This window comes from Actinomyces procaprae, from assembly GCF_004798665.1.
GTDB classification, from domain to species: Bacteria; Actinomycetota; Actinomycetes; order Actinomycetales; family Actinomycetaceae; genus Actinomyces; species Actinomyces procaprae.
The window spans coordinates 3,011,179-3,034,579 of the sequence record NZ_CP039292.1 but is presented as its reverse complement, the minus strand read 5'-3'; the positions used below and the strand labels follow the sequence as shown (position 1 = coordinate 3,034,579).

The following is a 23,401-nucleotide window of genomic DNA, read 5'->3' as shown; positions in this document are numbered from 1 at the left end:
GCCTACGCTTCGTAGGCGGCCGTGCTCCCAGCATCACCGCTCCATGCGATAATGGGCAATGATTCTGCACGAACGTGCAGTTCCTTGGGTGACAGGGGGAGTGGATGACGGAGGGGACCGGCAACACGATTCCGCTCGGCCGGTGCTACGAGGCGGCCTCGATGTACTACGTGCAGGGGGAGACCATGGACGTGATCGCCCGCCACCTGGGTGTTTCACGCTCGACGGTCTCCCGGCTGCTCGCTCGCGCACGGGCCGACGGCATTGTGCGCATCACCCTGACTGCTCCCGGGGGCGCGGGCACCCTGGAGGCGGCGCTGCGGGACAACTTCAACATAGCGGCGCGCATCGTGCCGGTGCGTGAGGGAACCACTGAGATTCACCGGCTCGAGCAGGTCGCCGCCGTGGCGGCCGAGGAACTGGTGGCGCTCGCCCCGGAGAACGGGGTGCTGGGCACTGCCTGGGGCACCACCATGTCGGAGGTCTGTGCGGCCCTGCCCCGCAGGCGCGTGCCGGGGCTGACGGTGGTGCAGCTCAATGGCGCGACCGCGCCTGAGGGCGACGGGCCGAATGTGGGGGAGGTGCTGGCCGACTTCGCTGAGCGGCTCGGGGCGCGGGCGGTGGCATTCCCCGTCCCGGCCTTCTTCGACCATGCCGCCACCCGCGAGGCCATGTGGTCCGAGCGCTCGGTTCGGCGCGTGCTGGCGCTGGCGGACCGGGCGAGTCTGGCGGTCTTCGGCGTCGGGTCGCTTGACCCGGCGGCGGCGCTGCCCAGCCAGGTCTACAGCGGCGGCCACCTGACTGAGAAGGACCGGGAGCTGCTGCGGCGCGACGGCGTCGTCGGCGACGTGTGCACCGTCATGCTGCGCCAGGACGGTACCTGGCGTGATGTCTCCCTCAATGGGCGGGCCACCGGCCCGACTCCCGCACAGTTGTCCCGGATTCCTCGCAGACTGTGCGTTGTGGCGGGTGTCGGCAAGGCGCGTGCCCTGCTGGCGGCGCTGCGGGCGCGCGTGGCCACCAACCTGGTGGTGGATGACGCGACCGCCCGCGCGGTGCTGGCGCTGGCAGCACGGAAGGAGAAGCGCGAATATGGGCAGCATGCGCAACACGGACAGCACCGGCAGCGCTGAGCCGGGGGCGGAGGCCGGAGCGACGACTCAGGCCCCGGTGGGCGGGTCGGCTGCGGGGTCGGCGCGCCCCGCGGCGACGCCGCCGCTCGCCGTGTCCGCGAGCGACGACGGCGGCCGCCTGCCCGACCGCTTCCAGGACGCCGCGTTCCGCACCGTGCTGCGGCCGGCGCGCCCCGCCGACGCGCGCGCCATCGCCGAGCTCGTGCGCCCGTACGCGGAGCGACGCATCCTGATCGGGAAGGACCTGATCAACTACTTCGAGGACATTCAGGAGTTCACCGTGGCGGAGGGCGCGGGGCGGCTCGAGGGGGCGGAGGAATCCGGCCTGATCGGCTGCGGCGCGCTGCACGTCATGTGGGACGACATCGCCGAGGTGCGCACCCTGGCGGTGCGTCGCGACCACCTGCACCACGGCGTCGGCCACGCGATCCTGAGCAACCTGCTCGACCGTGCCCGCACCCTGGGGCTGCGGCGCGTGTTCTGCCTGACCTTCGAGGTGGACTTCTTCGCCGCGCACGGCTTCAAGGAGATTCAGGGCACTCCCGTGGGGACCGACATCTTCGTGGAGATGCTGCGCAGCCATGACGACGGAGTCGCGGAGTTCCTCGACCTGGCTCGCGCCAAGCCCAACACGCTGGGCAACACCCGCATGCTGCTGGAACTGGACGATTGAGGACGGCAGCCTCCCGATCCCCCGGCGTGCACCCGACAGCTGATCGATAAGCGGGTGCGGGACGCCGGTAGGCGGTGCCGGGCGGGGCGCTGACCGGGGTGCGGGCCGGGCGCCGGTACAGTCGGACCCATGGCGCAGGGACGGAACACGGGCGGGGGCTCCCGCGGTGCACGCGGTCGCAATACGGGTCGTAATTCGGGCCGTAGCGCAGGCCGTAACGCGGGCGGCCGTGCTCAGTCGGGACGTTCCAGCGGCACCCGGCGGACGCCGTCGTCGGGCGGCGGGACCAAGCCCACCGGTGCCGGACCGGCCAGATCGGGCGGCAGCACTTCGGGAGCTTCGAGGAGCGGCGCCGTCGGCTCGGGCCCCGTCCGGGCGAGCTCGCGGCAGACGCCCCGCGGCAGGGCCCGCGCACAGCGGACCGTCACCACCCAGGACGGCCGCCCCGGCAGCCGGCCGGGTCGGCAGGGCCGCAGCCAGGCCGCCCGCTCGGCGTCGCGCTCCGGCGTCGGCCGCTCGGCGGGCGGGCCAGGCGCTCGCGGGGGCAGGGCCGGGGCGGGGCGCACAAGCTCCTCCTCGGCGGGACGCGCTCAGACGAGTGGGCGCGGGCGGACTGGCGGGCGTCGTCCGGCGCCGCCTCGGCGGCCGCGCTACGGGCTGCGCCGCCTGCTGGTACTGGTGCTCGGCGTCGCCCTGCTCGCCGGGGTGTCCGGCGGGATCCTGTCGGCCGCGATGTGGGTGCGCAACACGATCCGCGCGCAGGATGATCAGGCGGCCGCGCAGACGGCCACCACCTACCCCAACCCCGGCGACTGCAAGGCCGAGGACCTGGACGTCACCTTCACCTCACCCGAGTCCGTGGCCAGCGGCAGTGGCGTGACACTGAATGTCACCGTGAACAACACCGGTTCCGAGGCCTGCCTGCTGGACCTGGGCGGCGAGCACATCGGTGCCGTCATCACATCCGGGAACCAGACGGTCTGGGAGTCGACGGCATGCCCCTTCACTCCCACCAGCCGCCGCCTGCTCGTGGCCTCCGGGGACGCGGCTGCCGCCACCCTGATTTGGGACGGCAATGTCGCCTCATCGCACTGTGCGCCCGCAGCCACTGCCGCGGCAAGTGCCTCGGCCACTGCGACTGAGGCGGCCACGGCTTCGCCGACGGCCGCGGAGCCGACTGAGGAGCCGAGTGGGGACCCCTCCGCCGCAGAGGCGGATGAGGGGGCGGAGGGTGCGTCCGCCGAGGAGACGGCTACGTCTGCCGCCTCCGGTGATGTTGCCACGGCGGGTACTTACCGTGTGCGCATCCAACTGGATGGTGCAGACCTCACCGAGGATCGCGTGTTCGTGATCGAGTAGGCGGCGGCGCTGTCGCCCAAGCCCGGCCGTGCGGGCCGGTTCTCCGTGCGGGCCGGTTATGGGCGGCGCTGAGGTCACGCGTAGCGGTCGGCGATGGAGACCTCGGCCAGGCGTGACAGGCCGTCGCGCAGGGTGCGGGCCTGGCGGGCGCTGACGCCGTTGATGGCTTGCAGCTCCTCGACAGTTGCGCCCAGGATGGCTTGCAGGGAGCCGCAGTCGTCGACCACGGCTCGCGCCGTGACCAGTGGCAGGCGCGGGATCTTGGCGAGAATCCGCAGCCCGCGGGGGGATGCGGAGGCGTCCAGGTCCTGCCCGTCGGCGCCGCCGAGCCCCATTGACCGGGCGACCATGGCCAGGTCCAGCAGGGCGGGGGAACCCACCCACTTCAGCCGGGCGTCCACGGTGGCGGTTTCGAGTCCTTGCGGCAGGTAGTCGGCGAGGAGGAAGTCCCGTTCCGCCATCAGTCCGCGGGTCAGCTCCTCCACCTGCAGCGCGAGCAGCCGCCCGTCGGTGCCGAGCTCGACGACGTAGCCGTCGATGTCTGAGGCGATGCGGCTGACCATCTCCAGTAGCTGGAGTACGGCGGTGACGTCGCGAACGGTGACCAGGTCCTCGATCTCCAGGGCGTCCAGGCCTCCGGAGATCTTGTCCAGGCGCGCCTTGTACCGTTCCAGGGCAGCCAGCGCCTGGTTCGCGCGCGCCAGGATGGCCTCGCTCGGCTCGATCACGTGGCGGCGCCCGTCCACGTACAGGGAGATGATCCGCATCGACTGGCTTACGGAGATCACCGGGTGGCCGGTCTGGCGGGCGACGCGTTCGGCGGTGCGGTGGCGCATGCCCGCCTCGGCCGTCTCGATGGAGGCGTTGGGCAGTAGCTGCACATTGGCGCGGCGGATGCGGTTGTTGGCCCGGTCCACGATCACGGCGCCGTCCATCTTGGCCAGTTCGCGCAGCTGGGCGGCGGTCAGCTCGACGTCCAGCCGGAAGCCTCCTGAGGAGATCGCCTCGACCGTCTCGTCGAAGCCGAGCACGATGATCGCCCCGGTGCGCCCCCGCAGAATGCGCTCCAGACCGTCACGCAGGACGGTGCCGGGGGCGACGAGCGCGAGGGTCTCACGCAGCAGGTTGGCGGGGGTATCGGTCATGGGTCTCTCCTGGGGGTGGTCCTGGTGCGCCCACTGGCGGGGCGACGGACCGGTGCCGCATCATGCTAACCGCACGGCACGGTCCGACGCCGTGAAACAGGTCGCGGCGGGCAGCGCCGTCGGCCGCTGTCGCGGTACTCGGCTGTGCCCGGCGGGTGCTCAGCCGCGCGGCAGGGCCGCTCCGACGGCTTCACTGAGGTGGGCCACGGGCAGCACGCGTACGCCGTCGACGGCCCGCAGCTCCTCCGATCCCGCCAATGGCACGATAGCCCGGTCGAAGCCGAGACGCGCCGCCTCCGCCAGCCGCCGCTGCACGCCGACGGTTGCCCGTACCTCCCCGGTCAGCCCCACCTCCCCGAAGGCCACCAACCCGGGAGGAGTGGGTAGGTTCTGCGCGGCGGAGACGACGGCGATCGCCACCGCCAGGTCCGTGGCCGGCTCGACCGCCCGCGCACCGCCCACGGTTGAGACATAGACGTCGGTGCTGGACGTGTCCAGCCGCAACCGTGCCGCCAGCACCGCCAGGGACATCGCCACCCGGGAATGATCCACCCCGGAGGTGGTGCGGCGCGGCGAGCCTGCGGCAGTCCCGGCCACCAGCGCCTGGATCTCCACCGGCATGGGGCGGCGGCCCTCGAGCGTCACCGTGGCGCACGTGCCCGGCACCTCACTGCGCGCCGCCGACAGGAACAGGCCGGACGGGTCCGCCAGGCCGACGATGCCCCGCTCGCCCAGGTCGAAGCAGCCGACCTCGTCCGTGGGACCATAGCGGTTCTTCACCGCTCGCAGCAGCCGCAGCCGGGCGTGGCGGTCCCCCTCGAACTGACAGACGACGTCCACCAGGTGCTCCAGTACGCGCGGCCCCGCGATGCCGCCGTCCTTGGTCACATGCCCCACCAGCAGCACAGGGATGGCGCGCTCCTTGGCCACCTGGATGAGCGCGCTCGCCACGGCGCGCACCTGGGTGACGCCGCCCGCCCCGCCCTCGACCTGTGCGGAGGCGACCGTCTGGATCGAGTCGACGATCAGCAGGGACGGGGAGGCGTCCTGCACATGCCCCAGGAGTGCCCCGAGCTCGGTCTCGGCGGCCAGCAGCAGCGCCGGATCAATGGCGCCGATGCGTTCGGCGCGCAGCCGTACCTGGCTGGCCGACTCCTCCCCGGTCACGTACAGCACCGGGCCCTGGCCGCGCGCACGGGAGGCCGCGGCCGCCTTGGCGGCGACGTCCAGTAGCAGCGTCGACTTGCCGACGCCGGGCTCTCCCGCCAGCAGCACGACCGCCCCGGGGACGACGCCGCCTCCCAGTACCCGGTCCAGCTCGCCCATCCCGGTGGGACGGGCCCGGGCCTCCTCGGCACTGACCTCTGCGATGGGGCGGGCGGCGACGGCGGGACGAATCGCCGCAGCGGCCACGGCCGGGCCGCCCGATGAGGTGCCGCCCGGGGCTGCCTCAACGAACTCCTCCAGCGTGCCCCAGGCGCGGCACTCGCGGCACTGCCCGAGCCACTTGGGGCTGGTCCAGCCGCATTCGGTGCATACGTAGGAGGTGCGCGCCCTGACTGACTTTGTGGTGGTCATGGGCGCAGGCTACCGAGCGGCACCGACACGAACTCGGGGCGTTGTCGTCCTACTGCGCCGTCGGGCGGTTGTGGGCGGTGCCGCCGTATGCGGGCATCTGGCCGTAGCCCTGCGCTCCGGTCGGCGCACTGGCCGGTCCGGACTCGTAGTACGGCGTCTGCGGGGCGCCGGTGATCGGGTCGTGCCCGAGCTGCGCGGCGAGCAGCTGGCGGTACCTCGCCCCAACCAGGTGCGGGTGCTTGGCGAGGATCTGCTTGTCGATGTACTTGACGGCGTACAGCATGACGATGAAGGGGATCATCAGGACCATCACCCGGATGCGTGTCGGGTGGGTCACTTGGCTGGAGATCCATGCGTACATGCCGAAGGCCGCGATAACCCCGAAGACGCATGCCAGGAAGAGCATGAGGCCGAAGTACTTGGAACGGGGAGTGATCTGCTGGGTCTGGTTGGCAGCCAAAGTGGTCTCCTGAACAGTGGGAATCAGTTTCCCTTCAGTATTGGCGCCGACCTCATCATGCGGCAATGGCGCCGCCTGGGGAGTACTACCCGCAGCCGGAGCCTCACTGGCCGGGCGGGACCTGTCCGTACCCCATCTGCCCATAACTCTGGGGGGCTGCCTGGGACGGGGACTGGGGCGCAGGGGACTGAGGCGCAGGGGACTGGCCGTAGCCGTAACCGGGGCTTGCGGGCGCGGGCTGCGGCGTTGTCGGCGCACCGTAGGCGGGCGCCTGCCCGTAGCCGTATCCCGGCGCCGTGGGCTGAGGCGGGGCGGGGTAGGCCCCGGCTTGCCCATAGGCGGCGGTGAGGGGCGCCCCGGTGACGGGGTCGTGCCCGAGCTTCGCCGCCAGCAGTGCGCGGTCCTTCTTGCGCACCAGCTGAGGAGCCTTCTCCACGATGGTGGCGTCGATCATCCAGGCGACGGCCAGTGAGACCAGTAGCGGCAGCGCCAGCAGCAGGCGCGGAACGCGTGCGCCTCCACTTGAGTTGGAGGTGATCCATGCCAGTAGGGCGATGATCCCCACGACGCCGATGATCGCCCCGAGGATGGTAAGGAGCCAGTAGAACTTGGAGTGGGGCGTGGGCTCGTTCTTCTTGTTTGCCTTGCTGTCTGCCACGAGTTGACTCCTGGGAGGGGCTTGGGTTCTGCTCCAGTATTTCGCTGAGGTGACGAACAGGGCAAGAGAAAGACGTGCCGAGAAATGTGTGATTCGTTATCGATGCCGGTGTGGCGCTCGGCACTTCTCGTGCGGGGGGGGGCGCGGAGCCGTGAAGCGGTTCGGCCGGTGCAGCGGCCTTGCTGGACGGCGGCCGCGCGTAGGAAGATGCTCCCGAATGCGGCCCGTGTGCGCCGTGTGCCCGGCGCCAGGGACGAGACCGAAGGGAGGGTCGTCATTGGCTGGTTATTCCGCCTCCGCCGAGTCCGCCGACCGAGCTCGCCGCGCCGATCGCGTCGGCGACTCCCGTGACCGCCGCCTGAGCCGTCGCAGCCTGCTGGCGAGTGCCGCCGTCGCGGGTGCGGCCGCGCTGCTGGCGGCCTGCGCGTCCAGCGGCAGTGGCGCCGCAGGCTCCTCCGCCGCTGCCGGTAATGCCTCCCAGGGCGCCACTGAGTCGTTCCCCATCACCATTGAGCACGCCTTCGGTTCCACCACGATTGCTGCCGAACCCACCCGTGTCGCCACGGTCTCCTGGGTGGATGCCGACGTCGTCATCTCGCTCGGTGTGGTGCCGGTCGGAATGCCGGCCGCGTCCGCAGACGGCGAAGGCGAGGATGCCCACCCCTGGACCACCGAGGCGCTTGAGGCACTCGGCTCCGGCTGGGACGCCGACGACGCCCCGGCCCTGTACGCGGCGGTGGATGGAATCGACGTCGACGCTATCGCCGCCCTTGAGCCGGACCTGATTCTGGGGGTGAACTCGGGCATGACCGAGGCGGAGTATCAGCGGCTGTCCGCCGTCGCCCCCACGCTGGCCTACCCGCCGGGGGCCATCGCGTACGGTGCCTCCTGGGAGGCGGTCACGGTCGCCGTCGGCAGGGCGCTGGGCCGCTCCGCGGCGGCCGAGGCCCTGGTCAACGCCACCACCTTCCTGGTCACCTCCACGGCCACCGCCAATCCGGCTCTGGCGGGGGCCAGCTACGTGGCCGCCGACCTCGATCCCGGTCATCCGTCCATCTCTCTGTACACGTCCACGGACACGCGCTCACAGTTCCTGGAGCAACTGGGGCTGCGGCCGGCGCCGGCCGCCGTCGCTGCCGGAGTGGGCGCAACGGACGCGCTCACGGTGGAGTACTCGCTTGATGACGCTGCCGAGCTGGAGGCCGACCTGTTCTGGGCTCAGGTCGAGGACGCGACCGTCGTCGAGACCATCAGGGGCGATAACCGCCTGTCGCGGATCCCGGCGGTCGCATCGGGTGCGGCGCTGCTGGTCACCGATCCGGTAGCTGCCGCGAGCGTTGCGGCCGCGTCCCCGCTGTCGCTGCCGTGGTGCTGTGAGAATCATGTTCCCGACATCGTCGCGGCCATCGAGGCTGGGAGGGCTGCGGCGACGGCTGCGGCGAGCGCTACCGCGAGTCCTGATGCGAGTCCGGAGGCCTCCGCCTCGGCGTCGTGAGGGGTGCTGCCGCCATATCAACCGACCTCGGTACGTAACAACTACCGACCTCGGTACGTAAGATCTACCGATCTCGGGGTGTGAGCGGGGGAGGCGGGCGCTTGTGAACAGACGCGTGTGTGGCATAGGTTTGCCTTACGTAGGCGAACCTGACCTAACGGGTTGGGCGCGCCTGTGCCACTCGCGCGCGTCCCGCGCCGCGCGAGCCCTACCACCCCGAAGGAAGACATGTCTCGCAAGCTCCCTGCGCTCCTGACCCTGTCGGCCGCCGTGAGCCTCGTGCTCGCCGGCTGCTCCGGGTCCGCCGACACCGCATCCACCGCCGCAGCCGACGGATCCGCGACGGCCGCCGCCTCTCAGGCATCCACCCAGGCGTCCGCGGTCACCATCGAGGACAACCACGGCAGCGTGGAGGTCGCCCTGCCCGTGCAGCGGGCGGCATCCACCGATAACCGCACCTTCGAGGTGCTCGCCGACTGGGGGGTGCCTCTGGTTGCTGCTCCGAAGCAGCTCATCCCCTCCTCCATCACCGCCTACTCCGGCGACGACGTCGCGGACATGGGCAACCACCGCGAGCCCGACCTGGAGGCGCTCGTGGCCGCCGAGCCGGACCTGGTGATCGTCGGGCAGCGCTTCTCCGACCAGTACGACTCCATCGCCGAGCTCACCCCCGACGCTGCACTGCTCGACCTTGACCCGCGTGACGACGAGCCCTTCGACGCCGAGCTCAAGCGCCAGGTGACCGCCCTGGGCCAGGTGTTCGGGAAGGAGGCCGAGGCCGACCAGCTCATCGCCGACTTCGACGCCGCCCTGGAGCGCGCCAAGAACGCCTACGACGGCTCCTCCACCGTCATGGCCGTGATCGTCTCCGGCGGCGAGATCGGCTACTCCGGCCCCACCACCGGACGCACCTGGGGTCCGCTGTTCGACCTGCTCGACCTCAAGCCCGCCCTCGATGTCCAGGGATCCACCGACGACCACCAGGGCGACGACGTCTCGGTGGAGCAGATCGCCGAGTCCAACCCGGACTGGATCTTCGTCATGGACCGCGACGCCGCCATCACCGCGGACGACCCGAACTACACCCCGGCCGCGGATGTCATTGCGGGTAACGCCGCCCTGCAGAACGTCACCGCCGTGGGCTCGGGGCAGATCGTCTACGCCCCGGACGACACCTACACCAACGAGTCGATCATCACCTACACCGAGATCCTCAACTCGATCGCCGACGCCTTCGAAGGTGCCCAGAACTGAGCGCTCGGCAGCTTCAAGAGCGCAGCGCCACTCCGCGCCGTGCGAATGATGCCACCACCCGCACCCGCGGGCCCCTGGTCAGCCGGGGGCTCGCGGTCGGGCTGGTGGTCGTCCTGGCTCTGCTGGGTCTGAGCCTGGCCACCGGCCAGTACTCCATCCTGTCCCACGCCGACGGCTGGGAGATGTTCCGCAACGTCCGCGTCCCACGCACCCTGGCGCTGGTGCTGGCCGGGGCCGCCATGAGCATGTCCGGCCTGGTCATGCAGCTGATCACCCAGAACCGCTTCGTGGAGCCCACCACCACCGGCACCACCGAATGGGCGGGCCTGGGCCTGCTGGCGGTGATGGTGGTCTTCCCGCGGGCCAGCGTGCTGGGACGCATGGCGGGCGCCGTGACGGCCGCCTTCCTGGGCACCATGGTGTTCTTCCTGCTGCTGCGCCGGGTCTCCCTGCGCTCCTCCCTGCTGGTGCCCATCATCGGCATGATGCTCGGGGCGGTGGTCAGCGCCGTGTCCACCTTCGTAGCGCTTCAGACCGACATGCTGCAGTCCCTGGGGGTGTGGTTCCAGGGCAGCTTCACCTCGGTGTACCGGGGCCAGTACGAGGTGCTGTGGATCGTGGTGGCGGTGGTGGCCGCCATCTTCTACTACGCCGACCACCTCACCGCCGTCGGCCTGGGTGAGGACGTGGCCACCAACATCGGCGTCGACTACCGGCGCACCGTCCTGATCGGTACCGGACTGGTGGCCGTGGCCACCGGCACCGTCACCGTGGTGGTCGGTTCGCTGCCCTTCCTGGGGCTGATCGTGCCGAACCTGGTGTCCATGCGTCGCGGGGACGACCTGCGCTCCAACCTGCCCTGGGTGTGCCTGGTGGGCATCGCCCTTGTCACCGCCTGCGACCTGCTCGCCCGCACCATCATCGCCCCCTTCGAGATCCCGGTGGCCGTGGTGCTGGGCCTGGTGGGGGCGGCCGTATTCATCGCCCTGATCATCCGCCAGACCAGGAGGGGATGAGCATGACTTCTCACGCCTATGCAGTCCCGGGCGCCCCGACGACGACGGCCCCCGAGGCCACCGGAGCCCCGCCCGCAGCCGGAGCCACGGCCGGCCTTTCCCCGCACCCCCCGGCCGGCCCCGCGGGGCGCTCGGGTGCCGCCCGTCGCTCCGGTGCCTTCGCCACCCCCGCCGCCCGCCGTCGCTGGTGGCTGACCTACCTGGCGGTCACCGGCCTGGCCGTGTGCTTCGCCGTCGGCCTGCTGGTCTGGAAGAACCCGATGCCACCCGGGACCCGGGGTTTCTGGCTGATCGCCGAGCGGCGCCTGGACGCCATCGTGGCCATGATCGTGGTGGCCGTGTGCCAGGCCCTGGCCACCGTCGCCTTCCAGACCGCCACCTCAAACCGCATCATCACGCCGTCGATCATGGGATTCGAATCCCTGTACCGGGCCATCCAGACCGCCACCATCTTCTTCTTCGGGGCCACCGGCCTGACCGCCACCCGCACCGCCCCCATGTTCGCCCTGCGGCTGGCGCTCATGGTGGGGCTGTCCCTACTGCTGTACTCCTGGCTGCTGACCGGCGGCACGCGGAACCTGTACTCGATGCTGCTGATCGGCATTGTCATCGGCTCGGGGCTGGGGAGCGTGACCACCTTCATGCAGCGGCTGCTCACGCCCAGCGAGTTCGACCTGCTCTCCGCCCGGCTGTTCGGCTCCATCGCCAACGCCGACTCCGACTACTACCCGATCGCCATCCCGCTGGTGGTGGTCTGCGCCGCGGCCCTGCTGGCGTACTCGCGTCGGCTCAACGTGCTCGCCCTGGGGCGGGATACCGCCACCACCCTGGGGCTGAACCACACCCGCGCTACGATCGGCGTGCTGGTGCTGGTCTCGGTGCTCATGGCCACCTCGACGGCGCTGGTGGGGCCCATGACCTTCCTCGGCTTCCTAGTGGCGACGCTGTCCTACCAGCTGTCGGGCACCTACGACCACCGCTACCTGTTCCCCATGGCCACGAGCCTGGGACTGCTCGTGCTTACCGGCGCATACTTCATCATGCGGCACGTGTTCTACGCCCAGGGCGTCGTCTCCATCATCATCGAGCTGGTGGGGGGCTCGGTATTCCTCGCCGTCGTGCTCAGAAAGGGGCGCCTGTGATCGAGCTGGACGAAGTGCGCAAGGTCTACAACAGCGAGGTGTCAATCGGCCCGGTGACGCTGGACCTGCCCGCCGGCGGCATCACCGCCTTCATCGGCCCCAACGGCGCCGGCAAGTCCACCCTGTTGACCATGGTAGGGCGGCTGCTGGGGATCGACGAGGGTGCCGTGCGTGTGGCCGGGCTGGACGTGTCCTCCACCAAGTCGGCGGACCTGGCCCGGGTGCTGTCCATCCTGCGGCAGGAGAACCACTTCATCACCCGGCTGACCGTGCGCCAGCTGGTCGGCTTCGGACGCTTCCCCTACTCCCGCGGGCGGCTCACCGTCGACGACGAGCGCATCATCTCCCGCTACATCGACTTCTTCGGCCTGGACGAGTTGGAGAGCCGCCACCTGGACGAGCTCTCCGGCGGACAGCGGCAGCGCGCCTACGTGGCCATGGTGCTGTGCCAGGAGACCGACTACGTGCTGCTGGACGAGCCCCTGAACAACCTCGACATCGCCCACAGCGTGGAGATGATGAACCACCTGGAGCGCGCCGCCAAGGAGTTCGGCCGCACCGTGCTGATTGTCCTGCACGACATCAACTTCGCGGCCCGCTACGCCGATCGGATCTGCGCCCTCAGGGACGGCGGCGTGTTCCGCTTCGGCCCGCCGGCGGAGATCATGCGTGACGACGTGCTCACCGCCGTCTTCGGCACCCCCATCCAGGTGATCGACGGCCCATCGGGGCCGCTCGCCTGCTACTAGGCGCGCTGGGGCGGAGTGTTGGGTTCGGCACAGGGCGCTTACAGATAATCGTTAACTAGTTGACACCAATCATGGGGTCGGGGATGATGCTCGTGGGGCTGTTCTCAGCCTTCATCGTATTGGTGTTGGGAGGGCGCTCGCGTCTGAGTGGGTTTCCCGCGCCATCTCCCAGAAAGGTACAACCGATGATCCCCGTTCCCAAGAGACGGAGAGCACTCTTACTCTCTCTCTCTCTCTCTCTTCTTGGGTCTGGGCGGCCTGACCGTCCCGGCCCTTGCTGAGACTCCCGGCGACGACGCCGGAACTACCGAGGCCGCGGAACTTGCCGTAGCGGCCGCCGCGTCGAGTGACGAGGCTCAGGCTCCACTCGCGGAGGGCGCTGAAGGCACGGCCTTGGCCCCGGAGGGCGCGACCAATGAGGCGGAGAATACGGCCGAACCGGCTCCGGCAGAGGCTGTGGCCGTCGACGCGTCCGATGCGTCTGCCCAGACTGCCGAGGCTCCCGAGGGCGATGCGGCTCAGACGCAGCCGGATGACGTAGCTGGCGCCGAGGCCGTTGCGGAGGAAGACTCTGCGGCGGAAACGGAGCAGGAGGCCGACGCGGTGGACGTGGCGGCACAAGCCGGTGATAAGACGGCCGCCGCGCAGGCGCAGCCCGCAGCGAAGGCCGGCCAGGCCAGCACCCCCACCGAGAACCCGGCCCCGCCCACCGTGGCAGGTCAGAACGGCCGCAACAACATCACCGTCACCGACGTCAAGGCGGCGGTTCCGACAACGGATTCGCTCTCGGATCTGGAGCTAACGATTTCTTGGGAGGCTATCAGCCCCCGTGCGGGCGACCAGCTCCAGATTCGCCTTACGGATGGCATGACGTGGCATGCGGGCGAGACCGTCCGAGGAGACTTCGGATATGGGTGGTCTTATGACTTCGATCTTACGGACGCAAATGGCGTCGTGGTAGGGCACTGTGAGAGTAGCGAAAGAAACACTGAGGGTTTCTATCGCGACGTCTTGTTGTCGTGCGTGCTGAATGAGAACGCTGAGGAATATGATTATCTCAGTGATGGGCTGCTCAGGGTGTTCGTTAATGCTCCATTCGTGGATGGTGAAGAGGGATCTGTAAAAAGAACCTCGAGGATAGACGTGGGTGACGCTGAATTCGTGATTGAGTACGAATCAGGTTCGGATCCGCAACTCGTCGCAGGGATATCTGGGCGGATCGACCCTGAGGTCCAAGACGGGGAGTACCGCGTTGGTCTTTGGTCGTTTTTGATCAGTGGGTCTAGCTCTTATGAGATCTTAGGATTGTGCGACGAGGATACCGGTTTGTTTTGCGAGTATCTTATCGGTCCAAGCTGTTCTAGGGATGGCTCGTGGGACCTTGAGTCGCCAGATGATGAGTTCAATCAAGGGTACTACCCCGATGCCACCTATGATCAAAATGATCGCGGTGGGAGCCTTATATTTGCTGTGGAAAGTCCTGGCGACTGGTGCTCTGTTGGCTACTATTCGAAGGGTGGAGCATCCCAAACTAGTCGCCTTACCGTCAACGGCGTCGTGTATGAGGCGACCGCCGAGGTGCCTTCCGGTTCCGGGAGCGCAGTGGGCGGTTACTACACGCCTGATCCCGAGCCGAGTGACGACCCCACTGCTGAGCCGTCCGTAGAGCCTTCTGCGGGTCCCACGACGGAGCCGAGTGCTGAGCCTACGGAGCAGCCGTCCGCCGAGCCGACCTCGGAGCCGGGCGATGACCCGTCGGGTGATCCTTCCGTAGAGCCCTCGGACCAGCCTTCGACCGACCCATCCGCCGAGCCCAGCACGGACCCGACCGGTGACCCCGGTGTTGAGCCCTCGGAGCAGCCGTCCACTGAGCCGACTTCGGAGCCGGGCGATGACCCGTCTGGCGCGCCGTCGACCGGTCCTGGGGCGCCGTCCGATGACCCGTCGGCTGGGCCGAGCACCGCGCCGACGGATGCGTCGACCGGCGGCACCTCGGACCCCGGCACCGACCCCTCCACCGCTCCCACGAGCAACGCCGGTGGCGGCTCCGCCGGGCAGCCCTCCACGGGTCCCTCCGCAAACGGCTCAGGTACCTCGGGTAACGACGGTTCGCCTGGCTCCGGTTCCGCGGCCACGCAGCCGTCTGCCGGGTCCGCGGACCCCGGCGCGGAGGTCGCCTCAACCACCGGCGCCAACTCCGCCGACTCCTCCAAGAGCCTGGCCAAGACCGGCTTCGCGGGCACCACGGTAACCATGCTTGCGGCGGGCCTGTTCGCGTCGGGCCTGCTCCTGCACCGCAGCCGCAAGACCGTTGCTGACTGACATCGCCCGGTCGCCGCACTGCTAGAGCGACTACCTATCAGCCCCGGTCCTCCACTCGGTCGCGCAAACGCGAGACTGCATGGGAGGACCGGGGCTCCTCTCTATCTGTTGTCCGACATCACGGGATCTTTTGGTTTGGGGGTGTGGTGGGTTCGGGTGTGCGTGTATGGGTGAGTGTTGGTGCCAGTCGGGGGTGGTTAGGGTCCGGTCGGGTGAGTCATCCCGGACACGGCGCACGCTCAACCACCCCGCCGATCCAACCGACCTACGACTTTTTCCCGGTATTTCAATGTTCTTGGTTTCAGGCCGGCGGAGGCTAGCCGACTCCCATGTGCGCCGCGGGGGTCGCCGCACATGGGAGCTGGCTGCACTGTTCATCGGATGATATGTTTTTCGCGAAACTACGCCGAATCTCTAGAAGCGCGCCGCGAATGAGCGTGCGGCACGTGCTCACGCCGAGCCCCTGGGCCCACCAGGCCGCAGCGCTCGGCACATTCCACGACCTTGGGGTACATTCCACGACCCCGGGGAGGTCGTGATTTGTACCCCAAGGTCGTAAATCGACGTGTGCAGGTCGGGGTGGCGGCGGATGCGGGGGGGCTAACGCGCAAGGAAGGTGCAGGCGGGTAGGCGCTCCGGTCAGGCGTGGGCGGGCGCGCTGCCAAGGAGTTCGGCCGCACCGTGCTGATCGTGCTGCACGACATCAACTTCGCGGCCCGCTACGCCGACCGCATCTGCGCGCTCAGGGACGGCGGCGTGTTCCGCTTCGGCCCGCCGACGGAGATCATGCGTGACGACGTGCTCACCGCCGTCTTCGGCACTCCCATCCAAGTGATCGACGGCCCATCGGGGCCGCTCGCCTGCTACTAGGTCTGTTGTGCAAGTGGTTGGGTGGCGGTGTGTGGCTGTTGAGCCTGTCAGTTGGACCGCTGTTCCCCCGTTGGACCCCTGTTCCCCGGTTGGACCGCCGTAGCCGCTGGTTACAGCGGTCCAACCGGGGCGTGAGCGGTCCATCGGGGCGTGGGCGGTCCGTCGGGGCGGCGCAAAGACCCACTCGCCCCTTCGACGGGTACACACAGCCCACTCAAGCTGGAGCCCGGTAGCCACCAGCTGCGACGAACTCGCCATCCGCTACCAGGCCACCACCCACATCGCCAGCTCCGCCCCACCGGCACAAGCGACTTACACAACCAGGCCTAGGTGCGGGCACACCGGCGGTGCACGGCGCGTTCTGCGGTCGGGGGCCGCACTGCACGACCTTGGGCCGCACTGCACGACCTTGGGCCGCACTGCACGACCTTGGGCCGCACTGCACGACCTTGGTGTGCTTTCCACGACCACCCCGGGGTCGTGCAACATACACCAAGGTCGTGGAATATCGCCGGGGGTCGTGGAATGCGGCCCGGTGCGTCTTGAGCGGGAGCGTCGAGACCGGGTGGGTAGACATGCCGAACGGGCGTGGGCGAGCGCACCGGCTGAGGCAGGTGGCTCACCCACGCCATGGCGGACGTTCGTCAGGCGCGGGCGAACCGCCGACAAAGGTGGTCCGCCCGCGCCTCAGTGAAGTGAGTGCGTGGTCCGTCAGGCGCTGGCCAAGGCGTCGCGCACCCGCGCCGCCACCGCCTCGCCGGTGAAGCCGTACTCCGCGAACAGCTGTGTGCCGGGGGCGGAGGCGCCGAAGTGGTCCAGGGAGACGATCACGCCGTCGTCGCCGACGAGCTCGCGCCAGCCCATGGCCGAGCCGGCCTCAATGGACACCCGCACGCCCGCCTCGGGCAGCACCGAGGTGCGGTAGGCGTCGTCCTGCTGGGCGAACCACTCCAGGCAGGGGGCGGAGACCACCCGGGTGGGCGTGCCCTCGGCCTGCAGCACCTCGCGGGCGTCCATGGCCACGCCCACCTCGGAGCCGGTGGCGATCAGGATCGCCGCGGGGGCGACCTCGGCGCCGGCGGCGTCGGTGGCCTCTGCCAGCACGTAGGCGCCACGGCCGACGCCGGCGCGGGCGGTGGCGGCGTCGGCATGCACGGTCAGACCCTGCCGCGACAGCACGATGCCGGCGGGGCCCTCGGGGCGGCGCAGGATCTCCGCCCAGGCGGCGGCGGTCTCGTTGGCGTCGGCGGGGCGGACGACGGCGAGCCCCGGGATGGCGCGCAGCGCGGCCAGGTGCTCGATCGGCTGGTGGGTGGGGCCGTCCTCGCCCACACCGATGGAGTCGTGCGTCCAGACGAAGATGGACCCCAGGCCCATCAGCGCCGCCAGGCGCACGGCCGGTCGCATGTAGTCGGAGAACACCATGAAGGTGCCCCCGTACGGGCGGGTCAGGCGGTCCAGCGCGATGCCGTTGAGGATGCCGCCCATGGCGTGCTCGCGGATGCCGAAGTGCAGGGTGCGCCCGTAGGGGCCGTCGCCCTCGGCCTGGGCCAGGTCGGCGGGCAGGAAGGAGGGCTCACCGGCCATGGTGGTGTTGTTCGAGCCGGCCAGGTCGGCCGACCCGCCCCACAGCTCCGGGGCGACCGGCGCCAGGGCCGTCAGCGTCTTGCCGGAGGCGGCGCGGGTGGCCAGGGCCTCCCCGACCTCCCACACCGGCAGCGCGGCGTCCAGGCCCTCGTCCAGGCGTCCGGCCTGTAGACGCTCCAGCAGCGCGGCCTGCTCGGGGGAGGCCTGCTGCCAGGCGGCGAAGTGGGCGTCCCAGTCGGCGCGGGCGGCCGCGGCGCGCCCGGCGGCGTGAGCGCGGGTGAAGGCCACGACGTCGTCGGGCAGTTGGAAGGAGGCATGCGGGTCCAGGCCGAGTGCCTCCTTCAGGCCGACGACCTCATCGGTGCCGAGCTTGGCGCCGTGGGAGGCCTCCGACCCCTGCTTGGTGGGGGAGGGCCAGGCGATGATCGTGCGCAGGCGGATCATGGTGGGCCGCTTGGTCTCGGCGCGGGCGGCCACCAGCGCCTCGTGCAGGGCCTGCAGGTCCTCGCGGTAGGTGCCGCCGGCCTTCCAGTCGACGTCGAGCACCTGCCAGCCGTAGGCCTCGAAACGGGCGGAGGGGTCTTCGGTGAAGGAGATGTCGGTGTCGCCCTCGATGGAGATGTCGTTGTCGTCGTAGATGGCGATCAGGTTGCCCAGCTGCAGGGTGCCGGCCAGGGAGGCGGCCTCGGAGGCGACGCCCTCCTGCATGCAGCCGTCGCCCATGACCGTGTAGACGAAGTGGTCGAACAGGGAGGCGCCGTCGGCGGCGTCGGGCTCGAACAGGCCGTGCTCGCGGCGGGCGGCCATGGCCAGGCCGACGGCGTTGGCGAAGCCGGCGCCGAGCGGGCCGGTGGTGGTCTCGATGCCGGGGGTGTGGCCGTATTCGGGGTGGCCGGGCAGGCCGGAGGACGAGCGGAAGTGGGTGAAGCCCTCGATCGGGATGTCGTAGCCGGTCAGGAACAGCTGGCAGTACTGCAGCAGGGAGGCGTGGCCGGCGGACAGGACGAAGCGGTCGCGGCCCAGCCAGCCCGGGTCGGCCGGATCGTGGCGCAGCTCGTGCTGGTAGAGCAGGTGGGCCACGGGTGCCAGCGAGATCGCCGCACCGGGGTGACCGGAGCCCGCCGCCTCCACGGCGTCGGCCGCGAGAGCCTTGGCGACGCTGATGGCCTTGAGGTCGAGGTCGGCGAGCGCGAGGGGCTCGGTGGTCATGGGCTAACTCCTTTGTTGGTTGCTTTGTTGGTTGTCTGTAGCGGTAGGCGCTGCGGTCAGTGTGCGCCCGGCCGGTGGGTGTACCCGCCGCAGGTGCTGGACGCATCATCCACGCTGCCGGGGCGGGTGGGCAAGACGGCCGAGTGCACATAGGTGCGTGCATCGGGCGACCGCGCGTCAACCATGAGCGGCGGGGAGGTGTCCCGGGGTGCTGCTCGTGGTTGGGCCTGCATCAGGCGCAAATGTATCGCGATTGGACAAACAGCGGTAGATGATGCGCGGCCGCTGTTCGTCCGGGCCGGTCGGCGTGGCCGCCGAGTCTGTCGATGCGGCGTGGTCTGGTGTTGAGCGCGCGGGTTCTGCGTCGAGCACGCGGGCAAGCCGTCGACCACGCCTTCCGGGCCGGCGTATTCGAGGGGTAGCCGGCGTCGTCGGGGGTCTTCCTGCATGCTCGGCAGCGGGCGGTCAAGTGCGGGCAGGCCGTCAGTGTCGGCCTCGCGAGTCCGGACGCCAGGATCGTGGGAATGGTGAACGAATGTACATAACGTGGAACGGTCCGCGATGGATGAATCCTGGATAAGCGGGAGAAAAACGGCGGAATTGTCGGGTGTTAGGCGACGGCGCCCTGGCTGATGGTGAACATATGTTTACTTAAGGGGTGTTCCATTGCGGGTTGTGGCGCTACCTTGCGGGGTGTCCGGGACGCGTCCGGACCCTGGTACTCGACGACGAGACTCAAGGAGTTGGCATGCAACTGGATCTGCTCAAACGCGATCTGGTCCGCCTCGACTGGGAGGTGCGCGATCAGGAGGAGTTCTTCGGCCGGATCTCGGCCGAACTCCGGCAAGGCGGATACATCCGGGAGTCCTTCCGTGACGCCCTGGCGGAGCGCGAGCGCAAGTACCCGACCGCGCTTCCCACCGCCCCGGAGGCCGTCGCCATTCCGCACTCGGACACCGAGCACATCATCACCCCCTTCATCGCGCCGGTGCGCCTGGCCAAGCCGATCGACTGGCGGGAGATGGGCAACGACGACGTGATCCACCCGGTGCGCTTCATCTTCGTGCTCGGCTTCGTGCAGGAGGACCGCCACGTGGAGGTATTGCAGATCCTGCTGCAGGCCTTCCAGGACCCGGCCTTCATGGAGCAGCTGAGCGGGGCGCGGACCCCGGATGAGTACTACCGCGTTCTTTCCGACATGTCAGGCCTCGCGGCCGCATGACCCACGCCATCCCACCCATCCCACACATTCAAAGGAGAAACCCATCATGACCGCGAAGGTAATCGTCGCCTGCGGCAGCGGCGTCGCCACCTCCCAGACCGTGGCCAGCAAGGTGAGCCGTCTGCTGAAGGAGGCACGCGTGGACGCCGACGTCCAGGCGGTCGACCTCAAGTCCGTCGACCGCCACCTGACCGACGCCGCCGCCTACATCACCATCGTGCGGGAGAACAAGCCCCGCTCCGTCCCCGTCATCAACGGGATCGCCTTCCTGACCGGCATGGGGCAGGACCAGGAACTGGCCAAGCTGATCGAGGCCATCAAGGCATCCGGGGCCTCCGGGAGGGCATGACATGCAGGTCCTGCAGAACTCCGTCAACTTCCTGCTCTCCCTCGGGGCCGCCATCTTCGTCCCCCTGATCATCATCATCGCCGGGCTGATCGTCCGCATGAAGGTCAAGGACGCCATCTCCGCGGGCATCACCCTGGGCGTGGCCTTCTCCGGCATGACCATGCTCATCACCTACATGACCGAGGCCATCACCCCGGCCGCCCAGGCCATGTCCGAGACCATCGGCGTCGACCTGCCCATCACCGACGGCGGGTGGACCACCATGTCCACCATCTCCTGGTCCTGGCCCTACGCCTTCCTCATGTTCCCGCTGGTGATCGGCATCAACATCGTGCTGATCCTGCTCAAGCAGACCGAGACCTTCAACGCGGACCTGTGGAACGTGTGGGGCAAGATCTTCACCGCCGTCGCCGTCTACTACATCACCGGGCAGGTCTGGCTGGCCTTCGTCATCGCCGCGATCCAGGTGGTATTCGAGCTCAAGACCGCGGACTTCCATCAGCACCGGGTGGAGACCATGACCGGCATCCCCGGAGTGACCATCACCCACCGCATGGTGTTCCTGGCCGCGCCGATGTATCCGATCGACTGGTTGCTGCGCAAGATCCCGGGCCTGAACCGGTCCTTCAACGCCGCCGACCTGCGCGACAAGCTCGGCATCTTCGCCGAGAACCACGTCCTGGGCTTCATCCTCGGGGTGCTGTTCGGCGTCCTGGCCCGCTTCGACGTGGCCGGCATCCTGACGCTGGGCATTCAGGCGGCGACGGCGCTGACGCTGTTCCCGGTCATCTCCAAGTACTTCATGCAGGCACTGGAGCCCATCTCGAATGCCATCTCCGAATACATGCGCAAGCGCTTCAGCGACCGGCAGCTGTTCGTCGGGCTCGACTGGCCCTTCCTCGGCGGCGCCAACGAGATCTGGATCGCCGTCATCTGGACCATCCCGGTCACGCTGGCCTACGCCTTCTTCCTGCCCGGCAACGACATCCTCCCCTTCGCGGGCATCGTCAACATCTGCATCGCGGTGGGCGCCTACTTCGCCAGCCAGGGCAACATCATCCGGATGCTCATCCAGTGCACGATCTTCGCCCCCGTGTTCCTGTGGGTGGGCACCGCCTTCGCGCCGTTCATGACCGAGCTGGCCAACTCCACCCGGGCCGTGGAGCTGTCCGCCGGGCAGCTGATCTCCAACTCCTCCATCGACGCGCCCATCTTCACCTACGCGCTGTCCCACCTCATGCAGTTCCTGGACGGGAACTTCATCCCGCTGCTCATCTTCGTGGTCTGGCTGGTCTGCTTCGTCCTGTACTCGCGCAGCCTCATCGCCGAGCGCAACCGGGCCCGCGCCGCGGAGCAGAGCGCGGCCGTGACCGCCTGACGGTCCCGGCGACGACGGCGCAACCGTCAGGGACCGCCGTCGTCGCCGTCCGCATATCACCTGAGAATCCACCAGAAAGCGAGATCACGATGTTAGAAGCCATGAAGAAAGAACTGTGCGAGATCGCCAAGCGGGCCCAGCACGACGGATTGTGCAAGCACAAGTCCGGCAACTTCTCCATCCGCGACGCCGAAAGCGGCCTGCTGGTCGCCTCACCCACCAGCCTGGACCGCGACCTGATGACCCCGCGCGACGTCGTCGTCATGGATCTGGACGCCCACGTCGTCGAGAACGAGTCCGGCCTGCGGCCCACGTCCGAGGTGCTCATGCACCTGGAGATCTACAAGGAGCGTCCCGAGGTGCTCGCAATCGTGCACACGCACTCCGCCTACGCCACCTCCTTCGCCCTGCTGAACAAGCCGATCCCGGCGATCGTCTACGAGGTCGCCAACCTGGGGCTGACCCGGGCGCGCATCCCGGTGGCCCCCTACGGCCGTCCCGGCACCCCCGAGCTGGCCGCCTCCGTGCGTCAGGCGGTGCGCGAGGCCGACTGCGTGCTGCTGGAGAAGCACGGCGCCGTCGCCGTCGATTCGCGCAACCTCTACGAGGCCTACCTCAAGGCCGCCTACATCGAGGAGCTGGCCGAGCTCTACCACCACGCGCTCACGGCCAGCGGCGGCGTCGAGCCCGAGTCCTTCGCCACCGCGGAGCTGCAGAAGTGGGCCTACCCGGCCGAGATCACCTTCGCCAACCAGCGCTGACCACCGACAGGATCCTGGGAGAAGACATGAAGAAGATACTCAACCGCCCCGACACCTTCGTGCGCGACACCATGGAGGGCATCGAGGCCGCCTACGGCGACCGCGTGGGCCTGCTCGACGGCGATCCGCGCGTGCTCGTCTCGCGCTACCCCGCGGCGCCGGGCAAGGTCGGCGTGGTCACCGCCGGCGGCAGCGGGCACCTGCCCCTGTTCCTCGGCTACGTGGGCCAGGGCATGCTGGACGGCTGCGCCGTCGGCGAGGTGTTCGCCTCCCCGGCGGCCGAGAAGATGGCTGACATGATCCGTGCCTGCGACCGCGGGGCCGGCGTGCTGTGCCTGTACGGCAACTACAACGGCGACGTGTTCAACTTCCGCATGGCCTGCGAGGACGTCGAGTTCGACGACATCGAGACCCGGCAGCTGCTGGGCCGCGACGACGTGGCCAGCTCCCCCAAGGAACGGGCGGACAAGCGCCGCGGCGTGGCCGGACTGGTCTACGCCTTCAAGATCGCCGGGGCGGCCGCCGCGCAGATGATGACACTCGACGAGGTCACCGCCGTCACGGCCCGCGCCCTGGACAATATCCGCACCATGGGTGTGGCCACCTCCCCGTGCATCGTCCCCAAGGTCGGCGAGCCGACCTTCACCATTGCGGAGGGACAGATCGAGGTCGGCATGGGCATTCACGGGGAGGCCGGTATCGAGGTGCGCCCCATGATGACGGCGGCGGAGATCGCCGCCCTCGTGCTGGAGACCATCACGGCCGATCTGCCGCTGGCCGCCGGGGATGAGGTCTCGGTAATGGTCAACGGTCTGGGCGCCACCCCGCTGGAGGAGCAGCTGATCGTCTACCGCTCCGTGCATGCGCTGCTGGCCGAGCGCGGCGTGGCGGTAGTCATGCCGCACGTGGGCGAGTTCGCCACCTCCATGGAGATGTCCGGCCTGTCCGTGAGCGTCTTCAAACTCGACGCCGAGCTCAAGGAGCTGCTGCGGGCCCCCGCCTCCACCCCCTTCTACACCAACGCGAACAAGTGAGGCCGCC

General features: G+C 69.2%; 21 protein-coding genes. 15 read left to right on the top strand and 6 right to left on the bottom strand.

Annotation, left to right across the window (positions count from 1 at the left end; translation table 11 throughout):
* The first annotated feature begins 104 nt into the window (after nucleotides 1–104).
* Together E4J16_RS12415 and E4J16_RS12410 are read left to right on the top strand one after the other, a co-directional pair.
* The gene (locus tag E4J16_RS12415) at nucleotides 105–1,133 is read left to right on the top strand and encodes a sugar-binding transcriptional regulator (protein ID WP_136192637.1); all 1,029 of its coding nucleotides are present in this window, start codon (nucleotides 105–107) and stop codon (nucleotides 1,131–1,133) included.
* The gene (locus tag E4J16_RS12410) at nucleotides 1,093–1,806 is read left to right on the top strand and encodes an amino-acid N-acetyltransferase (protein ID WP_240038141.1); all 714 of its coding nucleotides are present in this window, start codon (nucleotides 1,093–1,095) and stop codon (nucleotides 1,804–1,806) included. The genes E4J16_RS12415 and E4J16_RS12410 overlap by 41 nt, the downstream gene beginning before the upstream one ends.
* A gap of 233 nt (nucleotides 1,807–2,039) precedes the next feature.
* Here the strand turns inward: E4J16_RS12410 and E4J16_RS12405 are convergent, their stop codons facing one another.
* On the bottom strand, nucleotides 2,040–2,372 hold the full coding sequence (locus tag E4J16_RS12405) for a hypothetical protein (protein WP_136314161.1): 333 nt from the start codon (nucleotides 2,370–2,372) through the stop codon (nucleotides 2,040–2,042).
* Nucleotides 2,373–2,484: 112 nt separating this feature from the next.
* Here E4J16_RS12405 and E4J16_RS12400 point away from each other — a divergent pair, with 112 nt between their 5' ends.
* The gene (locus tag E4J16_RS12400) at nucleotides 2,485–3,165 is read left to right on the top strand and encodes a hypothetical protein (RefSeq protein ID WP_136192636.1); all 681 of its coding nucleotides are present in this window, start codon (nucleotides 2,485–2,487) and stop codon (nucleotides 3,163–3,165) included.
* 74 nt (nucleotides 3,166–3,239) lie between these two features.
* Here the strand turns inward: E4J16_RS12400 and disA are convergent, their stop codons facing one another.
* From disA to E4J16_RS15365, 4 genes are all read right to left on the bottom strand, one after another.
* On the bottom strand, nucleotides 3,240–4,310 hold the full coding sequence (gene disA, locus E4J16_RS12395; RefSeq protein WP_136314160.1) for a DNA integrity scanning diadenylate cyclase DisA: 1,071 nt from the start codon (nucleotides 4,308–4,310) through the stop codon (nucleotides 3,240–3,242).
* Nucleotides 4,311–4,469: 159 nt separating this feature from the next.
* Nucleotides 4,470–5,888, bottom strand: a complete 1,419-nt coding sequence (gene radA, locus E4J16_RS12390; protein ID WP_136314159.1) for a DNA repair protein RadA — start codon at nucleotides 5,886–5,888, stop codon at nucleotides 4,470–4,472.
* A 49-nt stretch (nucleotides 5,889–5,937) separates the two neighbouring features.
* Nucleotides 5,938–6,348: a hypothetical protein gene (locus E4J16_RS12385; protein ID WP_136192633.1), complete on the bottom strand. Its 411-nt coding sequence runs from the start codon at nucleotides 6,346–6,348 to the stop codon at nucleotides 5,938–5,940.
* A gap of 103 nt (nucleotides 6,349–6,451) precedes the next feature.
* Nucleotides 6,452–7,006 carry a hypothetical protein gene (locus tag E4J16_RS15365; protein WP_136314158.1) on the bottom strand — a complete coding sequence of 185 codons (555 nt, stop codon included), beginning with the start codon at nucleotides 7,004–7,006 and terminating at the stop codon, nucleotides 6,452–6,454.
* Nucleotides 7,007–7,283: 277 nt separating this feature from the next.
* Here E4J16_RS15365 and E4J16_RS12375 point away from each other — a divergent pair, with 277 nt between their 5' ends.
* From E4J16_RS12375 to E4J16_RS12345, 7 genes are all read left to right on the top strand, one after another.
* A complete protein-coding gene (locus E4J16_RS12375; protein WP_168709507.1) occupies nucleotides 7,284–8,501 on the top strand; it encodes an ABC transporter substrate-binding protein in 1,218 nt (405 codons plus the stop codon).
* A gap of 228 nt (nucleotides 8,502–8,729) precedes the next feature.
* Nucleotides 8,730–9,755 carry a siderophore ABC transporter substrate-binding protein gene (locus E4J16_RS12370; protein ID WP_136314156.1) on the top strand — a complete coding sequence of 342 codons (1,026 nt, stop codon included), beginning with the start codon at nucleotides 8,730–8,732 and terminating at the stop codon, nucleotides 9,753–9,755.
* Between the two features lie 104 nt (nucleotides 9,756–9,859).
* Complete coding sequence (locus E4J16_RS12365; protein ID WP_338028855.1) at nucleotides 9,860–10,771, top strand: ABC transporter permease; 912 nt, start codon at nucleotides 9,860–9,862, stop codon at nucleotides 10,769–10,771.
* Nucleotides 10,772–10,773: 2 nt separating this feature from the next.
* A complete protein-coding gene (locus E4J16_RS12360) occupies nucleotides 10,774–11,913 on the top strand; it encodes an iron chelate uptake ABC transporter family permease subunit (protein WP_136314699.1) in 1,140 nt (379 codons plus the stop codon).
* The gene (locus tag E4J16_RS12355; protein WP_136192627.1) at nucleotides 11,910–12,662 is read left to right on the top strand and encodes an iron ABC transporter ATP-binding protein; all 753 of its coding nucleotides are present in this window, start codon (nucleotides 11,910–11,912) and stop codon (nucleotides 12,660–12,662) included. Before E4J16_RS12360 ends, E4J16_RS12355 begins: the two co-directional genes overlap by 4 nt.
* 393 nt (nucleotides 12,663–13,055) lie before the next feature.
* Complete coding sequence (locus E4J16_RS12350) at nucleotides 13,056–14,984, top strand: PT domain-containing protein (RefSeq protein WP_136314154.1); 1,929 nt, start codon at nucleotides 13,056–13,058, stop codon at nucleotides 14,982–14,984.
* Nucleotides 14,985–15,629: 645 nt separating this feature from the next.
* Nucleotides 15,630–15,854, top strand: coding sequence for an ATP-binding cassette domain-containing protein (locus tag E4J16_RS12345; protein ID WP_204519851.1), 225 nt, complete (start codon nucleotides 15,630–15,632; stop codon nucleotides 15,852–15,854).
* A gap of 711 nt (nucleotides 15,855–16,565) precedes the next feature.
* Here E4J16_RS12345 and tkt read toward each other — a convergent pair.
* Complete coding sequence (tkt, locus tag E4J16_RS12340; protein WP_136314153.1) at nucleotides 16,566–18,650, bottom strand: transketolase; 2,085 nt, start codon at nucleotides 18,648–18,650, stop codon at nucleotides 16,566–16,568.
* Nucleotides 18,651–19,398: 748 nt separating this feature from the next.
* Here tkt and E4J16_RS12335 point away from each other — a divergent pair.
* The 5 genes from E4J16_RS12335 to E4J16_RS12315 all read left to right on the top strand — a co-directional run bounded on the left by E4J16_RS12335 (nucleotide 19,399) and on the right by E4J16_RS12315 (nucleotide 23,394).
* A complete protein-coding gene (locus tag E4J16_RS12335; protein ID WP_136314152.1) occupies nucleotides 19,399–19,872 on the top strand; it encodes a PTS sugar transporter subunit IIA in 474 nt (157 codons plus the stop codon).
* Between the two features lie 46 nt (nucleotides 19,873–19,918).
* Nucleotides 19,919–20,221 carry a PTS sugar transporter subunit IIB gene (locus tag E4J16_RS12330; RefSeq protein WP_092612975.1) on the top strand — a complete coding sequence of 101 codons (303 nt, stop codon included), beginning with the start codon at nucleotides 19,919–19,921 and terminating at the stop codon, nucleotides 20,219–20,221.
* Nucleotide 20,222: 1 nt separating this feature from the next.
* Nucleotides 20,223–21,599, top strand: a complete 1,377-nt coding sequence (locus E4J16_RS12325) for a PTS galactitol transporter subunit IIC (protein ID WP_136314151.1) — start codon at nucleotides 20,223–20,225, stop codon at nucleotides 21,597–21,599.
* Nucleotides 21,600–21,700: 101 nt separating this feature from the next.
* A complete protein-coding gene (locus tag E4J16_RS12320; RefSeq protein WP_204519849.1) occupies nucleotides 21,701–22,360 on the top strand; it encodes a class II aldolase/adducin family protein in 660 nt (219 codons plus the stop codon).
* 26 nt (nucleotides 22,361–22,386) lie between these two features.
* Entirely contained in the window at nucleotides 22,387–23,394 is a 1,008-nt protein-coding gene (locus tag E4J16_RS12315; protein WP_136314149.1) for a dihydroxyacetone kinase subunit DhaK, read from the top strand.
* The last annotated feature ends 7 nt before the right edge of the window (nucleotides 23,395–23,401 follow it).